Source organism: Brevibacillus aydinogluensis (assembly GCF_961514395.1).
In the GTDB taxonomy this organism is placed as follows: Bacteria; Bacillota; Bacilli; order Brevibacillales; family Brevibacillaceae; genus Brevibacillus; species Brevibacillus aydinogluensis.
Genome location: NZ_OY569118.1, coordinates 1,463,667 through 1,485,052 on the forward strand (window position 1 = coordinate 1,463,667; position 21,386 = coordinate 1,485,052).

Sequence of the window (21,386 nt, forward strand, 5' to 3'; positions counted from 1 at the left end):
TCTTGTTATTTAATACTCAATGTCAGGTTGTTCGATGTTCCGTAGTATACCCCATCTGCAACTGCACCGGGGGAAGATATTGCTTTTGGTTTGTCAGTAGTACTACTGGAGAATTGTTTTGTATTTCCTCCACCGTATACTGTTTCGCCCGGATTGCTAATGTAATCTCTCAATCTGTCCTTCCATTTCCATTCAAGATCATTGACGGTACCAAATCTTCCATAACTGTCCCGATATTCGTTACTAATTACAAGGTTTACAGGATAAGGATGTCTACCGGTATTACCGATTGCAACTGCATGATGGTGTGTTAAATCAACATCACCGCTATTTTTATCAATATAGTATTCTTCGATCATATGAACTCTGTAAGCAATGTTTCCCCATCCATAATCAGGATGAAACCAATTAGATTTAAAGTCTCCCCATTGGTCTGTTTGTTTTGCTAAAGCCACAGAACTAAGCTGTAGCGAAAAGAAAACTGCAGACAAACACCGCGATATTAACTTTCCTTATCATGATATAAACTCCTTTCACCAATATCTTAAGTGTGGATCGCAGAATTATTATAAATTTCTTTATTATCCAAAGTAGTTACAAATTGGTAAAATTGATTGATATGGAAAAAGGGTGTTAGTTTGTCATTGAAAAAGACGAGTCATTATAGTGGATGCGGTAATGTAGATTTTGGATGGAGGAAAAAATTTTTTGCTTTTAAATGTTTTAAACATACTTCTCATGTTGTTGAGCCTATGTGTGTAGGGAAGCTGTCATGAAAAAGGACCTTGAAATTAAGTGATGCCAACTGCTATATAAGCCGCATCTGAAATGCGTTTCTTTAATGAGTGTCCTGTAGTACGCGTGTCCGTGTCCATGACCGCGGCCATCATGCTGCTTGTGATAGCCGCCGTGCTTGTAATCGCTCCTGCTGTACCGCCGGTATGTACGGGAAGCGGGACGGCTGCCGAGCAGGCTGTTTATCAGTTTTTTGAACAACATGACATGACCTTCAGACTGAGTTATATACTTTTACGAATGAAGAGGTCCATAGTTTCGGGATAAGGATGACATCATTTGAGTACAGGCAAGCTGACCAATCGACTTGCCGAAGCAGTAGCGAGCGAGCCGACGGAAAAACCGCCGGCTCTTTTTTGCGTGTGGGCGGACCCCAGGCGTTTGCCCGCGTCTCGACATTGACCGTGTCATGCCTGTTCTGACAGTCCGGGGCCGGGTAGACAAGAGCCAAATTTGCGCGGCAAGCGGTATGCGTCCAAGTGTCCGTCTGCCGTCAGCATACTATTTAGCAAGCGTTTTGCAGCAGCATGCTGTTTGTCAGCCATGACGGGCAGAGGCTTCAGCCATGAAGTGATTGTGCATGTATAGAAAGGGGGTACCGCGACCATGAACATACTGGTGACAGGCGCCGCCGGCTTCGTCGGTTCCCATCTGTGCGAACGGCTGCTGCAGATGGAGGGAACGGAAGTGGTGGGCCTCGATGTGTTTGTCAATCCGTCGCTCGCTCCTGTCAAACAGAGAAATATCGCCGCGCTCGTCAAAAATCCGCGCTTTCGGTTTATCCAGGAAGACCTGCTCCAGGCTGATCTCCCCGCTCTGCTGCAAGGAGTAGACGTGGTGTATCATCTGGCTGGCATGCCTGGTGTTCGCTCCAGTTGGGGCAGCGATTTTCAGTTGTATGTTACGCACAATATTCTGGCTACCCAGCGGCTGTTGGAGGCGGCCCGCGTCAGTAAGCTGGATCGGTTCATCTATGTTTCCACCTCGTCCGTCTACGGTGAAAAGACCGGACGGGTCCCGGAAGACGCTCCGCCTGTACCGCTTTCCCCATACGGTGTCAGCAAGCTGGCCGGCGAGCATTTATGCCATGTCTATCGGCTCTGCTACGGGGTGCCGATTGTGATATTGCGGTATTTTACCGTGTATGGCCCGCGCCAGCGTTCTGACATGGCGTTCCATTTGTTTATCCACAGCCTGATGAAACACGAGCCGATTACGGTGTTTGGAGACGGTCGGCAGACCCGCGATTTTACGTACGTTGCCGACTGTGTGGAGGCCACAGCTGCAGCGCTGACGGCAAACGGAGTGATCGGCGAGACGATCAACATCGGCGGTTTGGAACGTGCCTCCGTGCTGGACGTCATCGCCATGCTGGAGCGGTTGACAGGAGAGAAAGCGATACTCCGTTTCACGGGAAATCTCCACGGGGAGCCGAGACACACGTGGGCAGACATCTCGAAAGCGGAGCGACTGCTGGGGTACCGGCCTGTTGTTCCCTTGGAAGAGGGACTGGCCCGGCAAATCGCCGCCATCCGTTCCACGCTCTCTGATTGATTGCAGCAATCAGCCCTGGCCGAATCAGTGGATTGTCCCCCCCATCGGACAGGAAGAAAAATTCCGCTTTGCAAAGTGGATATCTGCTCAAACCGACCAGCAGACAGGTTCATATAGTGATACAAGTCAAAGGGGAATCCGATGACTATAAGCAAAAATGACACTTGATGGTGGGAGGTCAAAGGCAGATGTCACAAGAAACCTGGTTGGAGCATCTGAGCGAAACGCTGCGGGACGAAAACGGGATCGAGGAATTGGAGGTTGAAATCGAATACGCGGACGGCAACAAAAAGAAACTGATCTACTCGTCCGGCCAAGACCCGATCCTGGAAGAAGAACTGAACGAGGAAGACGACGAAGAAACGGATAGCGTCGTCGCGCAAGCAGATGCAGATGAAGAGGACGACGAAGACGAGGCAGAATCCGAAGAAGGCGATGACGACGAGGAAGAAGACGAAGAAGAAGACGAAGAAGAAGACGCGGAAGTAGACGCAGACGAGTCCGATGAAGACGAAGATGAAGATGAAGATGAAGACGAGACGGAAGATGAAGACGAAACAGAAGACGAAGACGAGACGGAAGAAGAAGACGAGGAAGAAGACGCGGAAGTAGACGCAGATGAGTCCGATGAAGACGAGGAAGAAGACGAAGAAGAAGACGAGGAAGAAGACGAGGACGACTAAAAACAGCATCAACATGCAACGCGTCGAGACGATGCGCCGGGCAGGCGCATCGATTTTTCTTGTTCCGGTGCGGATGAGGGGGCCGTTGGCACGATTTCTCAAGTGCGGATAGATATTTGTCCGTTACGTGATCCTTTCGCTGCGAATACCTTATAAAAGGTTTACGAAAGATTTACACCGATTTACAAAACGTACATCGGAGGGAGACAATGGACCAATACGTTATCAAGCCGTGGGATAACCCAGAGGCAACAGGAAACAAACCTGTTAATTGGGATTTGCAAGTGCCACCGGAGATCGACGCGCTGGCGGAACAAGTGATGACTCACTACGACATGTCTGTCAGCGAGCGCACGTTGATCACATCGAAACCTGACAAGGGTGGTGCGATTTGGCGAATCCAGACCAACAAGGGACCGCGCAGCCTGAAGCTGCTGCACCGTGCTCCGGCGAGGAGCTTGTTTAGTGTCGGGGCGCAAGCGTACATTCGCCAACAGGGGGGCAGAGTTCCCGAGCTCATCCCGGCAAAGGACGGCAAACTGTTTGTTGAAAGTGGCGGAAAACTCTGGATCGTCACCGAATGGGTGGAACCCCTCACGCCGGCGACCAAAATCGACCTCGCTGGAGCCCAGCAATTGTGCTACGGATTGGGTGAGTTTCATCGCTACTCCAAGGGGTACGTCCCTCCGCAAGGGGCGAAGAACGCGTCGCGGCTGCACAAATGGCCCAACTACTACAGGAAGGTGGCCAAAAAGATCGGGTGGCTGCGCGAAGTTGCCAAAGTGTACAACGACATTCCTGCCAGCCAAGCGATACTCTCCGTAGTCGACGAGTTTGAGCGGCAGGCCTGGGATGCGCTGCAAAAGCTGAACGAGTCTCCCTACCGACACATGGTGGCGATGGGCGAACCGTATTGGGGACTGGTTCACCAGGATTACGGATGGTCAAACGGACAGATGGGGCCAGGCGGTCTGTGGGTGATCGACCTGGATGGGGTCGCGTACGATCTCCCTTTTCGCGACCTGCGCAAGTTGATTACGAGCACGATGGATGACATGGGCGTCTGGGATATTACCTGGATGCGCGGAATGATCGAGGCGTACCACGAGGCAAATCCGCTCAGTGCGGAAAGCTTCGACGTCCTGCTGATTGACATGGCCCTCCCCAACGAGTTTTACAAGCATCTCAAAGAAATATTTTACGATCCGGTGACGTTTTTGAGCACGGGAGGAGTGGAAGCTATCCAGCAGCGGATTGTCGCCGCGGACCAGTCCAAGTGGCAGGCGCTGGCGGAACTGGCCAAGGACAGAGCCAAATACAAGGCAGAGAATTACGAACAGTTGGCGGCGCTGCGCCAACCGAGCCGGCCGGCCAGGGAAAGTGTTCCGGATGCAGACAAATGGGTTCTGCAGCAGCCGGCACAAGCAGAGATGCAGCCAGAATCGGCTATGGAAGGCAAACGGGATATGGCTGCTGTGCCTGAACCGCTCGCACAAGGAAAACAGCGTGCGGCAGAAGAGCCTGCAGTTGCTACGAAGCAAGGAAAACAACGTGCGGCAGAAGAGCCTGCAGTTGCTACGAAGCAAGGAAAACAACGTGCGGCAGAAGAGCCTGCAGTTGCTATGAAGCAAGGAAAACGGCGTGCGGCAGAAGAGCCTGCAGTCGCGACAAAGGTAAAGGAACCAGTCGGTGCTGCGCCATCCGAAGCGGAAGCGAAGGAGCCCGCCGTCTCATTGGTGCCTGTCGTGCGGGATAAAGTGCGGATAAAACTCAAAGCCGCAGACGCCAAACGCGTCTACCGCAAGCGTGTTCGCGTTGTGAAACGAGATGAGAGCCGCCCGCAGAAAAAACGTAAGCCTGTGAAAGCGGTGAGGAGCGTGAGCCGGCGCAAACCGGAGAAGGCTCGGACGACGAAGCGCAAATCGATCCAGACGCCTCGGAAGACGATCACGCGCAAACTGACACAGTCTGCTTCGCAGGCAGCGAAGCGCAGAGCGAAGCAAAAAAGCAAAACCGGCGTCGTCAAGCTGAAAAAGTTGGCGCGCCGAGCGGCTTCCACGGTGAAGGTCAAACGAAAACAGCAGAAGTCATCCGCATCGGCAAAAAGAACGGTCAAAGTCAAAAAGAAAGCGGTCAAAAACTGAAAACGCCTCTTCGGCCAAACATCGACCACTTGAATTAAGGCGGCCGCAGCTGCCGTCCAAAAGCCGTACGGCTGCAGGCAAGACAGACGGGCCGCCAGCTTGAACCAAGCGGCGAGATGGGAAAGGAGAATTCGGATGAAGGGGTTACTGATCTGTACGGAAAAATTGCCCGTACCGCCAATCCGGGGCGGTGCCATTCAAACCTATATTGCCGGTATCGTCAATATACTTGGCAAGCACCACAACGTAACGGTATTGGGGACGTCCGATCCCTCGCTTCCGCAAGAAGAAACAAGGGAGAATGTTCGGTACGTGCGTGTCAACGGACAGGGCGTCTTTGAGCTGTACGCGAAAGAAGTGGTCCAGTATCTGCGCAACAATTCGTACGACATCATTCACGTATTCAACCGACCGCGCCTGGTTCCGCTGATTCGGGAAGTGTGTCCCCGCGCGCGGATCATTTTAAGCATGCATAACGATATGTTTGATCCAGCCAAAATTGAACCTGACGTCGCTATCAAGGCGATCGAAGAAACGGAGCGGATCATCACCATCAGCAATTACGTCGGCAAGGTGATCTGCGAGTTGTATCCGCAGGCGGCGTCCAAGGTGCGCACCATCTATTCGGGTGTAAATCTGGACGTGTTCGTGCCGTGGGAACGGTCGCAGACGGCCAAGCAAATTCGCAACCAGCTCCGCTCGGAGTACAAACTGAACGGAAAGCAGGTCATCTTGTTCGTCGGACGGCTCACTCCGAAGAAAGGGGCCGACGTCCTGGTCAGGGCGATGAACGAACTGTCGCGCCGCCATTCCGACATTGCGCTCGTCCTGGTCGGGGGTTCCTGGTACAGCGTGGACAAAGTGAGCGATTACGTGGCTTACGTCCGTGCTCTGGCTGCGCGTTCTCCCGTTCCGGTCATCACGACGGGATACGTGCCGGCCGAACAGATTCACCACTGGTTTTGGGCCGGCGATATTTTCGTCTGTCCCTCGCAGTGGGAGGAGCCGCTCGCCCGCGTCCACTATGAAGCGATGGCCGCTGGACTGCCGTTTGTCACGACGCAGCGAGGCGGTAATCCAGAGGTGATCATCAACGGCAACGGCCTGTTGGTCGAACAGCCGGAAAATCCGCAGGCATTTGCCGAAAAGCTGCACACGCTGCTCTCCAACCGCGATTTGCAGCGGAGAATGGGCAACGCCGGCCGGCGTTTGGCCGAGGAACGATTCACGTGGAGCCGGGTGGCAAAGGAAGTGCTGCAGGTCTGGAACGGATAGCACCCGTTCATTCGTTCGCCTTGTAAGATGACAGGCCAAAAAGCGCGTCCGTTTGGGAAGCAGACAGGGAGGATATGACCGGTACGTGCCGGAATACGCCTCCCTGTTTCTTTTTTCAGCGGAGCGTGATCCGTTGCGAAACAGGCTTGTCCACCTGTGGAAAGCAGACACGCCATGGGAGACGATCGGGAAAAACGAAGACCGGCCCAGGCGCGGAACGTGCACGCGACGGCGAAACGATCCAGGGATTTGCCCGAGCCGGCAGGCAGACTCGTCTGCTCCCCACAGACGTTCAGGAGGTCGGGATGACGGCCACGATCCGATTCATGGGAATAATCACACTGCCAGGGACAGCTTCTTCGCTGGGCGCAGGCTTCAATTCGATGATGCCGTCTTCCACGCGAACCAGGTTCCCGAACCGGTAACGGCGACTTTGCGCTCCCCAATCGACGGACAGGATGACTTCAACGGCTTTTTGGTTTTTCATGCAGCGTTCCAGTTCCTTTCGCAGGCTGTTCATGCTGATCGCATCCGCCGTCTCCGGAGAGTCGACATCTACTTTGACGACAGGAGCCGGGATGATGGCGGGCGGGGGTGCGTCCACACGAACCTCGGGTGCCGTGACGTTCACCTGTGGGGTCGGAGTGGTGACATTCACCCGCGGCGGTCGGACATATACGCGCAGCGTCTTGTCATTTTTCTTTATGCGCCGCGTTGTTCTAACGGTGAGAGAACGGGAGCGGGATGCGGAACGGGCTATCCTCTTTTTTGCTGCTTTGGCCGCTTTCATTACTGACACCTCCATCTGTGCATGGTGTAGTATATGCACGGCGGGAATGCAGGAATTGGACAAATATCCAGCAGGTGAAAAAATGAGCCAGTCCTGGCGGAACTCGACACATTTTTCCAAACATAGAGGAATTTTTTAAAAACGTAGGAAAATCGTGTATAATGGTCGGGGAATCGCTAATACATAGGTGGAGGTCTCGTGCATGAATTACTCGCAGTTTAAACCGATGGGAGTGGGAAGCCTGCTGGATCGGAGCTTTTCTCTCTATCGGCATCACTTTGTTCAATTTTTTCTATTGACGTTGCTGCTACTTGGACCATGTCTCCTGATGCAGGAGGTATTAATGACAGATCTTGACAGCGTGCCTCTGGTGAAGAGCGATGAAGAATCGTCGACTTTTTGGGAAATCTGGCAAAACCGCCTGGTTGAGCCCGACCCCGCCCTGAACGACAACGTGGGGGATAACGTGGGGCTCCTGCTGTTGAACCTGCTTGTCATTGTGCCGCTGACGTTGCTGTTTGCCTATCCGCTGACGCTCTCGGCGACACTGCTGATGACCAGAGCGGGGGTGACAGGGGAGACGATCAGCATGAAAGCGGCGCTGAAGCAGGCGCTGAGCCGGGTGTGGCCGCTCGCCGGCAGCACGTTTGTATTTGGACTGTTCATTTCAGGCATCCTGGTTATTTTGACTGTGCTTTTTATGGTGGTCGGCATCAGCATCGTAGGCATGGCGACCGTGGATGACAGCGATCTTTCACCGCTCGCCCTCATCGGTTGGCTAATCGGCGGGTACATCGCACTGATTATCACAGTCGTGCTTGTATCGAGCTTTTTTGTGATTCGTTGGGGGTTTTACCTGCCGGTAGTGTTGCTGGATCATGAAGGGCTTGGTATTGGAAGGAGCTGGAAGATAACAAAGGGCAACTTCTGGCGCCTGGCAGCGCTGTACCTGGTGATGACGGTGATCTACACCATCTTCTCTGGCGGCATTTCCGCCTTGTCGCTCGTCGTTTTTGGCACGTCCATCCTGAGCAAGCTGATCCAGGTGCTGGTCTCGTGCCTGCTGATGCCGTGGATGATGATTGTCTACGCTCTTTCCTATCTGGATCTGAAGCTGCGTTATGAAGGAACAGACGTGGAGGCGCTGCTGAAGCGGCAGGCTGCGGCTTCGGCTGCGGCGGAGTTGAATGGCAGCCATGATTGATGCGGATCAACTCTCCCGCGACAAGGAGCGGCTGGCGCAGATATTGTCTGCCGATGAGTATGCCGTTCGGGCAGAGGAGGGAAAAAGCTGGCTGGATGTGCTGATGGAGCCCATCGTGGAGATGATCAGCCGCCTGCTGAAGCACGCTGACGTGTCGCCGGGAGCAGTCAGCACACTGTCGGGTGTGATCATCATCGCCGCTCTGATCGGCCTGTTCGTGCTGATCATCTGGCTTATCAGCCGGATGGTGCGGACGGTACAGCGAAAAGCAGCGCCGCTTTCGAGAGGGGAACACATCCGCACGCACGCCGATTGCCTGCGGGAAGCCAAGGAGATGGGACAGCGGGGCGAGTGGCGGGAAGGCATGCGCCTCATGTTCCTGTCCCTGCTCTTGTATCTGCAGGAGCAGTCGTGGATCCGGGTGGAAAAGTGGAAGACCAACTGGGAGTATATGGATGAGCTGCGCGAACGCCAGCCGGCTTTGGAACCGCTGTTTCGCCGCCATGCACACGCCTTTGAACAGGTGTGGTACGGCAGGAAGCGCGTGGAGGAGTCGGTCTTTTGGCAGCATGTGAGCGAGCTGGAACAGCAGTGGAACGGGGAGGGACAGCATGGGGACCGTCGCTAAATACCGTCTGGCTCTCGCCGCCGCCGTACTGCTGCTAAGCGTGCTGGGCTGGCTGTTCATCAATCCGGCAGCTCCGTCGTATCCGCCGTACGTCTCGTTTTCGCCCCAGCCAACCGGTCTCAAGGCAGTCGCGACGCTGCTGGGGGAAAAGCGAAGCGGCGTCAAAGAGTGGCGTCAAGCGTGGCGCTTTTTGCCGTCGGGCAGCGGCCAGCTGCTGATCGTGGTCGAACCGCTCCAGGTGACGGACATCGAACGGGAGGATATCCTCCGCTGGGTGGAGAGCGGCAACGACCTGGTCGTGTTTGAAAAAAATCCGACCGGATGGGAGGAGGCTGACCTGTCGGCCGTTTCCGCGGGGGAGGCAGGAGATGAGGCAAAAAAAGAGAGGCCCATCTACACCTCTATCCCCGGTCAGAGCGGGACCGGGCTGGTGTATGCGCACAAGCGGCTGGACGACACGTCGGGCATGGAGAAGCTCCTCTCCGACGATCTGGGCATTATCGCTGGACGGACGAAGGTGGGGGCTGGCACGGTCACGCTGTTTCTCGTGCCCGAGTGGCTGACGAACGAGCAGGTGATGAACCACTCCCACTTCGAACTGATCTGGCCGTACTTGCAGGGGGACTGGAGCGTCATCTGGCTGGATGAATACCATCACGGCTATCGGCAGCAGCCGGGCATGCTCGCCGTCTACCCGGGTTGGTTGGTGGCGGCTCTGGCCCAACTGGGGCTGGTGCTCCTGTTTTGGCTGTGGCGGAAGGGCAAACGATTTGGCCCTGTCTACACCCTGCGGGAATGGACGGTTCGCCGTGGGGATGAAACGCTGCTGGCCGTGGCGAGCTGGTACGAACGGCGCCGCCTGACCCTGGATGCCTTGAAAATCCGGGAGGCGTACCTGCGGCAGGTCATGCAGGAGCGCTGGGGGCTTCACACCCGGGCTTCGTCCGCTGAAATCGCGGCGGCAGCCAGGGCGAGGTGGAGCGAAGCGGAGGCGGCCGCGCTCATCAGTCTGCTCGATCGGATCGAGAGGGCAAAGGCGGAGGGGCGCTGCTCGCTCAAGCAGTTGGTGGCCGAAAGCCGCATGCTGGATGACATGACAGAGCGCGTGGAAAAGGAGTGATTTAGACGTGGAACAATTGCTGCAAGAAATGGAGAAACGCGTGTTGGGACAGCGGCACAACATTCGGTTGCTGCTCGCGGCACTGCTTGCCGGCGGTCACGTGTTGCTGGAAGGGGTGCCCGGGATCGGCAAGACGAAAATGGTCCGCATCCTGGCCGGCTTGATCGGCGGCGAATACAGACGGATTCAGTTTACCCCCGACATGATGCCGAGCGACATCATCGGCAACGTCGTGTTCAACATGCAGCAAAACCGGTTTGAAACGGTGAAGGGACCGGTCTTTGCCAACCTGCTTCTGGCTGACGAGATCAACCGCACGTCGCCCAAGACGCAGGCGGCGCTGCTGGAAGCAATGGAAGAGCGGCAGGTGACGATTCACGGCGTCACCTATCCGCTGCCTGATCCGTTTTTTGTCATCGCGACGCAAAACCCGGTGGAGTACGAAGGCACGTACGCCCTGCCGGAAGCGCAGTTGGACCGGTTTCTGTTCAAACTGCAGGTCACCTATCCGTCGCATGAGCAGGAAACGCAGATTCTCAGGCAGCACGTGCCATTCTTTGCCGAGCCGGCGGAAGGGAGCGAGCCGGTCATCAGCATGGAGGAGATCGTCCGCGAGCGGCGGAAGCTGGCCGACGTGGTGGTGGAAGATTCGATCATCGAGTACATCGCCACACTGATTCGCAAGACGCGGGAGACCAATCGGCTGCTGCTGGGGGCCAGTTCGCGAGCAGGCATTGCCGTCCTGATGGCGAGCAAGGCCTGGGCTGTTTTGGATCAGCGGACGTACGTCACGCCGGATGACGTCAAGACAGTCGCGCGGCCGGCTCTGCGCCACCGGCTGATTCTTGCGCCGCAAGTGGAATTGGAGGGGGGAACCAGTGACCACATCATTGATGAGACGCTGGCCGCGATTCCGGTTCCTCGCTAGGTTTTTCTTCGACGACTTCATCTTGCCGACCAGGCGGCTGATTCTCCTGGCGCTGTCCGGCTGCCCGCTGGCGGCGCTGGGATACCTGCTCGGCTGGGGGTATGCCGTGTTCTGGATGGTGAACGGGTTGCTCGTCATCGCGAGCGTAATCGACCTGGCATCGCTTCCCAGGCGCAGGGAGCTGATCGCGGTGCGTGAACTGCCGGAGCAGATTGATCTTGGCCGGGCGCTGCCCGTCTGCATCCGCCTGGAAAACAGGAGCGGCCAACTCGTCTGGTACGAACTGCTCGACGATCTGCCGCTCTCATTTGATCGGCTGGAGCCGCTCGCGGGAGAACTGCCGCCGGGCTCCGTCACGGTCCGCTACGAAACCCGCGCCAGGGAGCGGGGGACGTACACGTTGTCTCATCTGTATCTGCGCTACAGGGGGAGCATCGGATTGTGGCAAAAGCAGGCAAAGCTGTCCTGCAAGCAGTCTGTCAAGGTGTATCCCGATCTGTCCGCCGTGCGCGGGTACCTCAACTCGCTCCAGGAAAGCCTGATCGTCGATGGCAGGAAAGTGATGCGTCGGGCCACGTCGGGTTCAGAGTTTCACGCGATCCGCGACTACGTACCGGATGACGATCCCCGCCACATCAACTGGTCGGCCTCTGCGCGGACGCGCCGCCTGATGACCAACCAGTACCGCCCTGAGCAGGGAAAAGTCGTGACAATTCTCCTGGACTGCGGCCGGATGATGGGCGTGGAGCTGAACGGCCGGACAAAGCTGGACTTGTCGTTGGAAGCGGCGCTGACGCTGGCCGCCGTTGCCCTGCGGCAGGGGGATCAGGTGGCGCTGCTCGCCTTTTCCCATGAAACCAAGGTGTACGTGCCGCCGGGCAGAGGGCTTGCCCACCTGCACACCCTGCTGGACGCGGTCTTTGACCTGCAGAGCGACTTCGTCGAATCCAATCCGTTGCAGGCGCTGGAGTACCTGTTTCGGCAGCAGAAGCGGCGCAGCCTGACGGTGCTGTTTTCCGACATGGAAAACTACCTGCTTGAAGATCAGATGGCTGCGTACCTCAGGCGGTTTCGGCGCAGTCACCTGTTGTTATTGCTCTCCCTGGCCGACCCGCTGCTGCACGCCTGGAACAAGGCGGAGACTGTCAGCAGCCGCCTGGCGTATATCAAGGCCTTGGCCCAGCGCTTCCAGCTCGATCGGAAAGCGTTTCAGCAAAACATGATCGGCGCGGGCATCCAGGTTCTGGACGTCCCGGCCGATCAGCTCACGCTGGCGGTAGTGAACCGCTACTTGGAGATCAAGGCGAGAGAAGCGCTGTGACGCTGCCGCTTCAGCCCGTATATGTACCAGCCGACAATGACGATGAGGGTGAGAATCGCCACCGCGTATTTCGCCTCGAGGGAGAGTGCGGAGGGCGTGATGTACCCTTCGATGATACCGGCGACGACAAACAGCGGCAGCGTTCCGAGCAGCAGTTGGGCCGATTCCTTGGCCGCCTGCAGGAACTGGTATTTGCGGTGGTATGGTCCAGGTACGAGCATGCGGTAGCCCATGTGCAGACCGGCCCCGCCGGCGATGAAAATGGCCGTCAGCTCGATCACGCCGTGCGGCAGGATGTAGGCCCAGAACGCGTAGCTGGCGTTCGCCTGCCAGTAGACCGCGGCCAGCGCTCCGACCAGCAGGCCGTTGAACAGCAGCAGATAGAGCGGCACCAGGCCAAGCGTCACACCGCTGATGAAGGCGAGAATCGCTACCTTGATGTTGTTGAGCATGATCTCCGTGGAGATCAACGGACTGTCAATCGCTGCGTGTCCCTGGCCGAGCTGGCTGGGATCGATCCGTTCGGCCATCCCTTCCGGCAGGACGTAGTAGAGATTCAGCGGATCGGCCATGACGGCGGCAAATCCGGAAACGCCGCCGATCAGAAACAGGACGGCCGCCCAGCCGATAAACGGCAGGCGTTTGCGGATCAACTCCAGCAGGTTGACCCAGAAAAAACGGGAGAGCTGTCCGCCGCTGGTCGACTGCTGCTTGTACGCGATGTTGTGGGCACGGGCCACCAGTCGGTTCAAGTAGCGGGTCACCTCATCGTGCGGGTGATAGGTGCGGATGTAGGCCAAATGGGCAGAGGTCTTTTTGTACAGCAGCGTCAGCCGGTCAATGTCAGCCGCGCCAATCTCCCGCGGCCGCTTGTGAAAACGATCCAGCAGCCGCTCCAGTTCGGCCCAGGTGGATTTGTGGGTGTGCCAAAACGACGTCACATTCACGATGAACCCTCCGTTTGCGTGGTCTATTTACAAATAATAGGAATATGAATGGTACTTACTCGTTTCGGAGAAGGGAGAACGTTTTACCCATGAGTGATCAGAAAAGCATCGACCGCCCATACAGAGAAACGGCCATCGTCACTCCCGAGCACGTACAGCTCCGGTTTCAAACGGCCGGGTTGGGCAGCAGGGCGGCGGCCCAGCTGATTGACACGCTGCTCCTTCTCTTGGTTAATCTTACTGTATTTGTGTTGATTGTCATAGTCGTATTTGGCAGTGAAGAGGAATTTTTCCAGGATGAAAATAGCTACGCCCTGGCTATCCTGCTGATCGTCCTGACTGTGTTGAATTTCGCCTATTTTTTGCTGATGGAGTACTTCCGCGGCGGACAGACGCTGGGAAAGAAGTGGATGGGCCTTCGCGTCATCCAGGAAAACGGCCAGTCGCTGACGTTTTTGTCCGCCGTGATTCGCAACTTGTTCCGCATTATTGACAATCTCCCGGCCGGCTACTTTCTCGGCGGATTGGTCGTGTTTTTTCATCCCCGGGACAAACGGATCGGCGACATGGTGGCCGGAACGATTGTCGTGTTGGAAGACGAGGGGATGCGTCTATCCCGAAGACACAAGAAGCGGAAACTTGCCCGCTGGATGGCGGATGCACCGCCCTTTGTGTTGACCGAACAGCAGAAACAGGCAATCACCCGGGAAGACTGGCAGCTTCTCTCCGCCTATGTTGATCGCCTGATGACCATGGCGGAGGACAGGCGAATGATACTGGCCCTGGAAATCACACGACGGCTGTGCGACAGGTTGGATTGGCCTGACCGGAAGACGGCGATGGCTTTTCCGATCGGATTTTTGCTGCAACTGCACGAGCAGCTTCAACATGAGTGGAAGATTGGGCCGTAATCAGAAAGATCGGAGCGTTCCGATCTTTTTTGCAATGCGGTGTCGCCTGCCGTGATTGTGTTATAATAAAATGTCAACTCATGTCGCACAAGAGGAGGGAGAGCAGATGAGCGACAAGTACGTTACCGCTTCATCGACTTCATCGACCACACTGCGCCTCCCGGAACAGGGGAAGCAGGGAGGAAAGCGCAGGAGAAACGGCCTGTTCACCAGTTTGGTGCGGGCGGTCGCTCCCGGGACGGACGATAAGCGCTCGCTTGTGCCCACAGTCATCGCTGTGCTGTTGTGGCTGGGACTGGCCGGCGTCGGATACGCGTTTGCCGTTCACACGCTGGACAAGCAGCAGCAGTTCGTGACCCAGCGCCTTCAAGAGGTGCAGGCTCAGAACGAGCAGCAGATGAAGCAGGTAGAAGAACAACTGGCGCTCGTCCAAAACGAAATGAAACAGGTGCAGAGCGGATTGGCGACGCTCCAGGAAGATCTGCAGCTGACAGGCGAAACCATCGGCGGCACCAACAAGACCAAACAAGCCCTGCAGGATCGGATCGATCAGCTCAACAAGCAGTTGGGTGAGCTGAAGGCGTCGCTGAAAAAACTGGAGGATGCGGCCCGTGCCTGGTAAGATTCACCGCTTCTTCGCGTTTCTTTTGGCACCGGCGGTGGGGTTCCTGCTGGCGTTTTCCCAGGCCAACCCGGTGGACAAGCTGCCGGTGGAGCAGTTGACGCCGCCGGTGGAGGCGACCGGCAATCAGGTGGCGGCGCTGATGAAGCAGCTCGATGACACAAATGACCAACTGCGCGAGGCGTCATCCATCATGGAAGAGCTTCGCAGCCGGGCGGACAAGGAGAAACGGGAGTACGAGGAACAGCACAAATCAATCAACAACCTGTTGGAGACGAGCAAAACGCAGACGCAAAAGTCAGCCGACGTGCTGGACACGATCTTGTCCAGCATGCTGGGCAATCCGGTCGGGCAGAGCTTTGGCCCCAACTCCATCGTCAAAGTGTATTCCTTGGAAGAAGCCGGATACCGCGGTTACATGGCCAAAGTACGGCTGAAAAACCCCAACGCGCTGCGGATGGTGCTGGCGCATGACGCGGTCAAAAGCAAGGGAGAGACGACCAGCAGCGCCGGCAAACGCACGGGAGCGGTGCTGGCGATCAACGCCGGCGGCTTCATGAAGGATAAAAACGGCTATCTGACCCCGCTTGGGATTACTGTCGTTGACGGCAAGATTCGCACCTTTTCGACGAACACCAATCTGAGCTTCGTCGGATTCAACAAGCAAGGGCGGCTGGTCGGCGGCAAAATCACCTCGCAGCAGCAAATCACCCAGCAGGGGATTTTGCAGGGGGCCAGCTTCCTGCCGACGCTCCTCAAGGACGGCAAGCGCATGCCGATTCCGCGCGAATGGGCCAATGCCCGGCAGCCGCGTACGCTGATCGGCCACTTTGACAACGGCGACCTCTTGCTGATCGTCATCGACGGGCGGCGCAAGGGGTGGAGCAACGGCGTCACGCTGGAAGAAGCGCAGCGCAAACTGCAGGAATTCCACGTGGTGGACGCCTACAATCTGGACGGCGGCGGTTCCAGCGCCTTCTACTACAATGGCAAGATTCTGAACAAGCCTTCCGACGGCAGGGAGCGTCCGGTGGTCAGCAATCTGGTGATCATGCCGTAGCTGGACAGCTCGGCAGCGGATGCCGAAAACAGCCTGATTGAACATCGCTTCGAAGAACAGTCACTCGTCATGCGGGTGGCTTTTTTCGTTGGGTTCAGTCCTTTTGTCCCAGATGCACTCGCGCCTTTCTCACGTTGACCGGGCCTAATATTCAGAAATATAATAATTTTCATAGATCACCGGAGGGTGAGGAGGGATTTAATGAAAAAGGCAAAAGTGCTTCTTGCGTCCTTGGCGGCGCTGGTGTCGCTGGCAGCGCCGGTGCAGGCGGCCGTGCCGGGAATTCCTGCAGGTGCGGACGGAGCGACACAGGGCATTGTGGCGGTTTCCCACCCGGCGGCGGCACAGGTGGGCCGGGACATTCTGCAAAAAGGCGGCAATGCAGTGGACGCCGCAGCGGCGATCCAATTTGCCCTCAACGTGGTGGAGCCGCACATGTCGGGGATTGGCGGCGGCGGTTTCATGATGATTTACCTCAAGGATCAGGACAAAATCACGGTCATTGACAGCCGGGAAATGGCTCCTCAGGGAGCAGACGCCCGGATGTTTCTGGATGAAAAGGGTGAGCCAATCCCGTTTGCCGAACGGCACACCAACGGCAAGGCGGTCGGGGTGCCCGGCACGCTGCTCGGTGTGGATAAGGCGCTGACATCATACGGCACGATGTCGCTCGCCGAGGTAATCGAGCCGGCGATCGAGCTGGCAGAGAAGGGCGTTGAGGTAAACGGGGTGACCGCCCGATATATCGCCGCCACGAAGGACAAACTGCTGAAGCACAAGACGGCCGGAGAAGTGTTTGTGCCAGGCGGTACGCCCTTGAAAAAAGGCGATCTGCTGATCCAGCCCGATTTGGCGAAGACCTTCCGACTCATCAAGGAAAAGGGGACGGACGCCTTTTACAAGGGAGAAATCGGTGAGGCACTCGTGCGCGAAGTACAGCGGACCGGCGGTTCCATGACCATGGACGATTTGCAGCGGTACGAGGTCAATGAACGCGAGCCGGTGCGCGCCAAGTTCCGCGGCTACGAAGTGGTCTCCATGTCTCCCCCCAGCTCCGGCGGATTGACGGTGATCCAGATTCTCAAGCTGATGGAGGGCTTTGACAACAAAAAGGCCGGGTTTGGCTCGGTGGAATACCTGCACAATCTGATCGAGGCCAACCGTCTGGCTTACGCGGACCGGGCCGCGTACATGGCGGACGAAGACTATTACCCCGTGCCCAAACAGGGCCTGATCCACGACGACTACATAAAGGAGCGGCGCTCATTGATCCGGCCGGATGCGGCCAACCCTGAGATTACTGCCGGCGATCCCTGGAAGTACGAAACAGACAAGAAGCCGGTGCCGGCCCTGAATCTGACCGACCCCCAACCCGTCAAGCAGACGACCCACTTTGCCGTGATGGACAAATGGGGCAACCTCGTCTCCTACACGACGACGATCGAAGACGTCTTCGGCAGCGGCATCATGGTCCCCGGATACGGATTTATGCTGAACAACGAGCTGACCGACTTTGACGCCGTGCCGGGCGGAGCCAACCAGGTGGAACCGGGTAAGCGTCCGCGCTCCAGCATGAGCCCGACCATCGTGCTGAAGGACGGCAAGCCGTTTATGGCAGTGGGATCGCCCGGCGGCTCCACGATTATCGCCTCCGTGTCGCAGACCATTTTGAACGTGATCGAGCACGGCATGGAGATCCAGGACGCCATCCTGGCGCCGCGCATCTTTACCAGCAGCTATCCCAACGTCACCTGGGAGGCAGGCATCGACCAGGACGTCATCCTCCAACTGATGGCCAAGGGGCACGTGTTCAACGAGCATCCGGAAGACATCGGAAACGTGCAGGCAATCATATACGACTTTGAGACCGGCAAAATGTACGGAGGAGCCGACAACACGCGGGAAGGAACCGTGCTTGGGGTGGACGCGGTGGCGTATACGTCGGCGGAGCCGGAGCCGCTTCCCCCGGTGGAAAAAGGACCGTTCGTGCTGAAAGTGAACGGCCACGTCTACCCGTACACGGCTGACCAGAAGGCGTTGATCAACGGTACCGCGTACGTCGAGGCGGAAAAACTCCTTCTCGGACTGGGCGGCGATCCCTCCCGCTTCCAACAGGACGTCGTCACAGTGGGCGGCAAAGCGTTTCTGCCGGTGAAAAAAGTGGCCGAAGCGCTCGGTTACACGATTAGCTGGGACGCGAAAGAAGCAGCCGTCCTCCTCAAAAAACCGTAAACAGATTATTCCCTTCGAGGCCCTGCCGAACATGGCAGGGTCTTTTGGTTGTTTGCACATGTGGGAAGAAGCGGTATGACGTATTGGTCAGGCAGGGGTGTATAATTAGGGGGGATTATGCGCGCATCGTCGGCAGGCTGTTTCCCGTTTTGTACGGTTGAGGGAGCAAACCTGGCAAAAAGCGTAACATTTAAGGCTATGATTCCGTCATTCTACATGGTAATGTAGAACAATACACATGTGTGTGCAAGGAACCAGGAGGTATATCGCATGAAAACACGAAAACCCGCCGGTCTAGCAGTTGCAGCCGTACTCTCCGCCGTGCTGTTGGGAGGATGTGAAGGGCTGCAGCCGACCGCTCCGGCGGACTCGCAGCCGACTTCGACGGATGGGGCTAACGCTCCGTCATCCTCATCGATCAGCCTGGCCGCCGTTCCGGACAGCATGGTGCTGGCACCGGGGGCCAAAAAGACCTTGCCGTACGGGGATGGCGTCACGTATCATTCTTCTGCGCCCGATGTCGTGACAGTCGGTTCCAACGGGGAGCTTTCCGTATCTTCCCAGGCAAAGGTCGGTTCCACAGCGACTGTTACCGTGGAGTATCAGGGCGAACGCAAAGACGTGACGATCACCGTCAAACCCTCTCTCGCTGCGACCGTGACGATGGTGAACGGCATTCCGACCGTTACCAATCCGGACGATTTGGTCGTGGTGGTCAACAAGGAACGGGCCCTGCCCGCCGATTACGTGCCGCCTCGTCTGGTCGAACCCAACGTGCCGTTCACGTTTTCCGGCAAGGCGGAGAAGCGCCTGTTGCGCGAAGAAGCGGCCCGTGCCCTGGAGGAGCTGTTCGCCAAGGCGAAACAGGATGGCATTCAGTTGTACGGTGTCTCCGGTTACCGTTCGTATCAAACGCAAAAGGGACTGTTCGAAGGTTACGTGAAAACGCAGGGAGCTGAGCACGCGAACCGCTACAGCGCCCAGCCGGGGAAAAGCGAGCATCAGACCGGCCTGGCTATCGACGTAGCAGGCACCGATCCCAGCACCTTGCTGGAGGAGCCGTTTGCCGATACCCGTGAAGGCAAATGGCTGGCGGAGCACTGCGCCGAATTCGGGTTCATCATCCGCTATCTGAAAGGGAAAGAAGAAATCACCGGCTACGCCTACGAACCGTGGCATATCCGCTATGTCGGAAAAGAAGTGGCCAAGGAGATCATGTCCTCTGGTGTTACGTTGGAAGAGTACTTCCAGGACAGCGGTCAGGTGCAGGCTCGTTAGGCATCCGATATACTGACAGATTGACGAAGCGGCTTTCCGCCCCGGTGTGGGGACGGACAGCCGCTTCTTTCGTCGTCGGTTCGTGCGGCTGCCGGAGTGAGACGACCGCCTGGAACGAATCCCGGCGGTTTTTTATTCTGTAAGAAAAAAATGGCCGCTTGTATCTAACTAAATAGAAAGAAAGGAGGGAGAACGCTGGAACAGAACCATCTGTTGACGGACGGTGCCGTACTGAACCAGACCAGGGATGCCGCATTCGAACAACTGATGCAGACGCAGATGGCTCGGGTGTACCGGCTGTGCTGCTGGTTGGTCAACGACCGGACGGCTGCGGAGGACATTACCCAGGAGGTTTTCCTCAAGGTGTACAAGCATCTGTCTGCGTTTCGGGGAGACAGCCGGATTGAGACATGGCTCTATCGGATTGCGGTCAATGAGTCCAAACGGTACCTGCGCTCTGGGGTGTTTCGCAAACGGTTTTCCGCCTCCCAGGCAAACCGTGTAGCGTGCGCCGACATCGAGAAGGAGGTCATGCGGAAGGACGAACAGGCCGCGTTGTCACGGCTGATCGACACGCTGCCGTTTCGGCACAAACAGGTACTCATTCTCCACTACTACGAAGAACTGAGAGCGGAAACGATCGCCGAAATCCTGGGCATTACACCCGGAGCAGTCTACACCCGCCTGCACAGGGCGCGGGAAAAGCTGAAAGCATTGATGCGCAAGGAGGAGGAGCGATGGATTTAGACAAAAGGCTGCGCGAGCTGGCAGCGGCGAAGCGGAAGGCATTTCAACCGTCCAGGGCGGACATGGAGCGGATCGAACGGAACATCCGCGAAAGGATCGGACAAAAACAGGGGAGGTTCCGTCGTGCCGCAGTCTCCATCGCGGCCGTGGCGACAGCCTGCGGGGCGGGCGCGTTCCTCCTGACGCCTGTTGTTATGGACTGGCAGCGCGATGCGGGAGGCGGCCGCGTTCCTGTCGTGGAGCCGGCAGACCCATCTGTTGAGGAGCAGTTCCCGTTTGCTGAGGAATTCATCCGATTCCTGAAGTCGTATACCGACCTGGAGCTTACACAAATCGAGCCGTCGCCATTTGCAGACGTTTTTGCGGCAACGAATCAAGCCGTTCGGCTGACCACCAACCAAGGGAAGCTGGACGTCGTGTTTTTCCCCAATCCGGGGCAAGCGGAAAAGGTGGAGATCGACGAGGATTTTTCCGTGCCGGGCCACATTACCTTAACCTTCACTGGCGCTGAGCTAAAGACGGGCTTTACTCCGATGAAAGCATCGGGGCCGACCTATGTGTACGCGCATGATAAGCTGTTGCTGCTGACGAACAAGAGCGGATTCCTGCATTCGTTCCAAATCAAGTTGTTTCTCCACGACGTGTACCGGGATGTGTTTGAAAGTTTCGGCATCGATCCGGAGGAGTATGAATTCGACCGAGGGATCAAGCAAGGGAAGCAGGCATCTCACCTGTCGGAAAAAGCGTGGAAAGGATTGGATGCAGCCTGGACACAGGTAGCCGTAAACGGAAAGGTCGGCGACATCATCCCTGGCCTGTTTCTTAAACACGATGGCCAGGAAGCGCTGATTGTCTACAAGTCGTCCGATGCAGTCAATCACCTATACCGTTACGCGTGGGAGGAAGAGCGGGGCGAGTGGGTGCTCACGGCACACGGCAGCAAGCAGGGGAAAACCATCCGGAAACGCCCATGACTGACGATTCCCCGTTTCCTTGCCGTCGCTGTCTGGCGGAATCTGGGATACGTGCGGTTTAAGGAACCTGTTCCAAAACGAAACACAGCTCTCCGCGCAATCCGGACGGGAAACGCGGAGAGCCGTGTGCTGTTCGCGACAGTCAATGTCCGCCGCACCGTGAATGCGGCCGA

Annotated in this window: 19 protein-coding genes; 16 read left to right on the top strand and 3 right to left on the bottom strand. The window is 56.9% G+C overall.

Annotation, left to right across the window (positions count from 1 at the left end):
* Positions 1–5 precede the first annotated feature (5 nt).
* Positions 6–455, bottom strand: coding sequence for a hypothetical protein (locus tag Q7F15_RS07185; RefSeq protein WP_230077130.1), 450 nt, complete (start codon positions 453–455; stop codon positions 6–8).
* Positions 456–1,401: 946 nt separating this feature from the next.
* Between Q7F15_RS07185 and Q7F15_RS07190 the strand changes: the two genes are divergently transcribed.
* From Q7F15_RS07190 to Q7F15_RS07205, 4 genes are all read left to right on the top strand, one after another.
* Entirely contained in the window at positions 1,402–2,349 is a 948-nt protein-coding gene (locus Q7F15_RS07190; RefSeq protein WP_171564261.1) for an NAD-dependent epimerase/dehydratase family protein, read from the top strand.
* Between the two features lie 188 nt (positions 2,350–2,537).
* Positions 2,538–3,032, top strand: a complete 495-nt coding sequence (locus tag Q7F15_RS07195; RefSeq protein ID WP_230077129.1) for a hypothetical protein — start codon at positions 2,538–2,540, stop codon at positions 3,030–3,032.
* A gap of 209 nt (positions 3,033–3,241) precedes the next feature.
* A complete protein-coding gene (locus Q7F15_RS07200) occupies positions 3,242–5,176 on the top strand; it encodes a CotS family spore coat protein (RefSeq protein WP_304415305.1) in 1,935 nt (644 codons plus the stop codon).
* Positions 5,177–5,311: 135 nt separating this feature from the next.
* Positions 5,312–6,451 carry a glycosyltransferase family 4 protein gene (locus Q7F15_RS07205; RefSeq protein ID WP_171564258.1) on the top strand — a complete coding sequence of 380 codons (1,140 nt, stop codon included), beginning with the start codon at positions 5,312–5,314 and terminating at the stop codon, positions 6,449–6,451.
* 292 nt (positions 6,452–6,743) lie between these two features.
* On the opposite strand, the gene Q7F15_RS07210 is transcribed toward Q7F15_RS07205, so the two are convergent.
* Positions 6,744–7,241, bottom strand: a complete 498-nt coding sequence (locus Q7F15_RS07210; protein WP_171564257.1) for a hypothetical protein — start codon at positions 7,239–7,241, stop codon at positions 6,744–6,746.
* Positions 7,242–7,584: 343 nt separating this feature from the next.
* Between Q7F15_RS07210 and Q7F15_RS07215 the strand changes: the two genes are divergently transcribed.
* The 5 genes from Q7F15_RS07215 to Q7F15_RS07235 are packed head-to-tail and all read left to right on the top strand — an operon-like array spanning position 7,585 to position 12,442.
* Entirely contained in the window at positions 7,585–8,445 is an 861-nt protein-coding gene (locus Q7F15_RS07215; RefSeq protein WP_304415306.1) for a DUF7847 domain-containing protein, read from the top strand.
* On the top strand, positions 8,429–9,073 hold the full coding sequence (locus tag Q7F15_RS07220; protein WP_230077125.1) for a DUF4129 domain-containing protein: 645 nt from the start codon (positions 8,429–8,431) through the stop codon (positions 9,071–9,073). The genes Q7F15_RS07215 and Q7F15_RS07220 overlap by 17 nt, the downstream gene beginning before the upstream one ends.
* Positions 9,057–10,193: a DUF4350 domain-containing protein gene (locus Q7F15_RS07225; protein ID WP_304415307.1), complete on the top strand. Its 1,137-nt coding sequence runs from the start codon at positions 9,057–9,059 to the stop codon at positions 10,191–10,193. Before Q7F15_RS07220 ends, Q7F15_RS07225 begins: the two co-directional genes overlap by 17 nt.
* Before the next feature lie 7 nt (positions 10,194–10,200).
* Positions 10,201–11,121, top strand: a complete 921-nt coding sequence (locus Q7F15_RS07230) for an AAA family ATPase (protein ID WP_304415308.1) — start codon at positions 10,201–10,203, stop codon at positions 11,119–11,121.
* Complete coding sequence (locus tag Q7F15_RS07235; RefSeq protein WP_304415309.1) at positions 11,072–12,442, top strand: DUF58 domain-containing protein; 1,371 nt, start codon at positions 11,072–11,074, stop codon at positions 12,440–12,442. The genes Q7F15_RS07230 and Q7F15_RS07235 overlap by 50 nt, the downstream gene beginning before the upstream one ends.
* On the opposite strand, the gene Q7F15_RS07240 is transcribed toward Q7F15_RS07235, so the two are convergent.
* Complete coding sequence (locus Q7F15_RS07240; protein ID WP_171564251.1) at positions 12,409–13,389, bottom strand: stage II sporulation protein M; 981 nt, start codon at positions 13,387–13,389, stop codon at positions 12,409–12,411. The two genes, Q7F15_RS07235 and Q7F15_RS07240, sit on opposite strands and share 34 nt — an antisense overlap.
* Before the next feature lie 89 nt (positions 13,390–13,478).
* On the opposite strand from Q7F15_RS07240, the gene Q7F15_RS07245 reads away from it, so the two are divergent.
* The 7 genes from Q7F15_RS07245 (at position 13,479) to Q7F15_RS07275 (ending at position 21,213) form a co-directional block, all read left to right on the top strand.
* Entirely contained in the window at positions 13,479–14,300 is an 822-nt protein-coding gene (locus tag Q7F15_RS07245; protein ID WP_171564250.1) for an RDD family protein, read from the top strand.
* Positions 14,301–14,406: 106 nt separating this feature from the next.
* Positions 14,407–14,922, top strand: coding sequence for a coiled-coil domain-containing protein (locus tag Q7F15_RS07250; protein WP_171564249.1), 516 nt, complete (start codon positions 14,407–14,409; stop codon positions 14,920–14,922).
* Complete coding sequence (locus tag Q7F15_RS07255; RefSeq protein ID WP_171564248.1) at positions 14,903–15,982, top strand: phosphodiester glycosidase family protein; 1,080 nt, start codon at positions 14,903–14,905, stop codon at positions 15,980–15,982. Before Q7F15_RS07250 ends, Q7F15_RS07255 begins: the two co-directional genes overlap by 20 nt.
* A gap of 201 nt (positions 15,983–16,183) precedes the next feature.
* The gene (gene ggt / locus Q7F15_RS07260; RefSeq protein ID WP_304415310.1) at positions 16,184–18,214 is read left to right on the top strand and encodes a gamma-glutamyltransferase; all 2,031 of its coding nucleotides are present in this window, start codon (positions 16,184–16,186) and stop codon (positions 18,212–18,214) included.
* A 270-nt stretch (positions 18,215–18,484) separates the two neighbouring features.
* Positions 18,485–19,492 carry a M15 family metallopeptidase gene (locus Q7F15_RS07265; RefSeq protein WP_304415311.1) on the top strand — a complete coding sequence of 336 codons (1,008 nt, stop codon included), beginning with the start codon at positions 18,485–18,487 and terminating at the stop codon, positions 19,490–19,492.
* A 213-nt stretch (positions 19,493–19,705) separates the two neighbouring features.
* Positions 19,706–20,239, top strand: a complete 534-nt coding sequence (locus Q7F15_RS07270; protein WP_304415312.1) for an RNA polymerase sigma factor — start codon at positions 19,706–19,708, stop codon at positions 20,237–20,239.
* Positions 20,230–21,213: a hypothetical protein gene (locus Q7F15_RS07275; RefSeq protein WP_304415313.1), complete on the top strand. Its 984-nt coding sequence runs from the start codon at positions 20,230–20,232 to the stop codon at positions 21,211–21,213. The genes Q7F15_RS07270 and Q7F15_RS07275 overlap by 10 nt, the downstream gene beginning before the upstream one ends.
* Positions 21,214–21,386 lie beyond the last annotated feature (173 nt).